The sequence below is a fragment of the uncultured Brevundimonas sp. genome (assembly GCF_963974615.1).
Classification (GTDB): domain Bacteria; phylum Pseudomonadota; class Alphaproteobacteria; order Caulobacterales; family Caulobacteraceae; genus Brevundimonas.
The window spans coordinates 1-1,657 of the sequence record NZ_CAXBDH010000041.1 but is presented as its reverse complement, the minus strand read 5'-3'; the positions used below and the strand labels follow the sequence as shown (position 1 = coordinate 1,657).

Genomic DNA, 1,657 nt, shown 5'->3' with positions numbered 1-1,657 from the left:
CCCCCACTGTCAAGCTAGTTGGAGTGTCAACGGCTGTTAGACTCTGAACGATGTGGGGCGTGACGAGGTTCCGATGAAGTACTCCGATGAGCGCCGGGAAGCCATCCTCAAGAAGCTGCTCCCGCCGCATAACCGCACGGTGGCGGAGGTGGCCCAGGAAGAAGGCATCTCCGCGGCAACGCTGTACACCTGGCGCAAGAAGGCTCGGCAAGCGGGCCGTCTCCTGCCTGACCAGAGTGATGATCCTGAGGGTTGGAGCTCACAGGACAAGTTCCACGCCGTGCTGGAGACGGCGGCCCTGAGCGAGGCCGAGCGTGCGGAGTACTGCCGGCAGCGGGGACTCTACCCTGAGCAGATACAGCGCTGGCGGGCGAGCTGCGAGGGTGCCAATGACCGGAGCGATGCCGCGTCGAAGCAGGTCAGCGAAGCCCGCAAGGCGGAGCGCCAGGAGAACAAGGAGCTCAAACGTGAGCTCCGCCGCAAGGAGGCTGCTCTCGCGGAAACCGCTGCGCTGCTGGCGTTGAGAAAAAAGGCCCGAGCGATCTGGGGGGACGAGGACGAATGATCAGCACTTCAGATCGCCAGGACGCCGTAGAGCTGATCGATGAAGCCCGCGCCGCAGGGGCCCGCCTGCAGGCTGCCTGTGCAGAGCTCGGCATCGGTACCAACACCTACCGTCGCTGGGTGCGGGGCGATCAGGACCGCCGGCCTGAGGCCGTGCGGCCTGTCCCGCGCCACGCGCTGTCGCCTGAGGAGCGTCAGCAGGTGCTGGAGATCTGCCATCGTCCCGAGTTCGCCAGCCTGCCGCCGGGGCAGATCGTGCCGCGACTGCTGGACGAGGAAGGCCTCTATGTAGCGTCAGAGTCCAGCTATTACCGCATCCTGCGGGCGCATGGCGAGCAGCACCATCGTGGCCGGGCTCGTGCCCCGCGTCCCAAGGGTGATCCACAGAGACACCGCGTGACGCGCCCAAATGCCTGTTGGAGCTGGGACGTGACGTACCTGCCGACCCCGGTGCGTGGGCAGTTCTACTACCTCTATATGATCGTCGACATCTACAGCCGCAAGATCGTCGATGCCGAGGTCTTCGACCAGGAGTCCATGGCCAACAGCAGCGAGGTCATCCAGCGCGCCGTGCTGCGCGAGGGCTGCATCAACCAGCCGCTGGTGTTGCATGCCGACAACGGCTCCGCCATGAAGGGCTCGACGCTCCAGGCGACGCTGCAGCGGCTGAACATCACCCCGTCGTACAGCCGCCCCCGAGTCTCCAATGACAACGCCTTCTCGGAGTCGCTGTTCCGGACCTGCAAGTACCGGCCCGACTACCCAGTGGACGGCTACGAGAACTTGACAGCGGCGCAGCAGTGGGTGACCGGCTTCGTGCACTGGTACAACCACGAGCACCGCCACAGTGCGATACGGTTCGTTACCCCGGGTGAGCGGCATGCTGGCCAGGATGACGAAGTGCTGGCCAGGCGAGACGCCATCTATGCCGAGGCGAAACGACAACATCCCGGTCGGTGGAGCGGTTCCACTCGGAACTGGACACCGCGCCGGACGGTCTGGCTGAACCCGGACCGGGAAGACCCGCTGGTTCAACGCGATCAGCGATTAGAAGCCGCCTGATTCCAGGTTCCAACAAGCTTGACAGGCATCG

Annotated in this window: 1 pseudogene; it reads left to right on the top strand. The window is 64.8% G+C overall.

Annotated features, from left to right (window positions below):
- The first annotated feature begins 73 nt into the window (after positions 1-73).
- Positions 74-1,626: pseudogene (locus AAC050_RS14565) on the top strand (IS3 family transposase).
- The last annotated feature ends 31 nt before the right edge of the window (positions 1,627-1,657 follow it).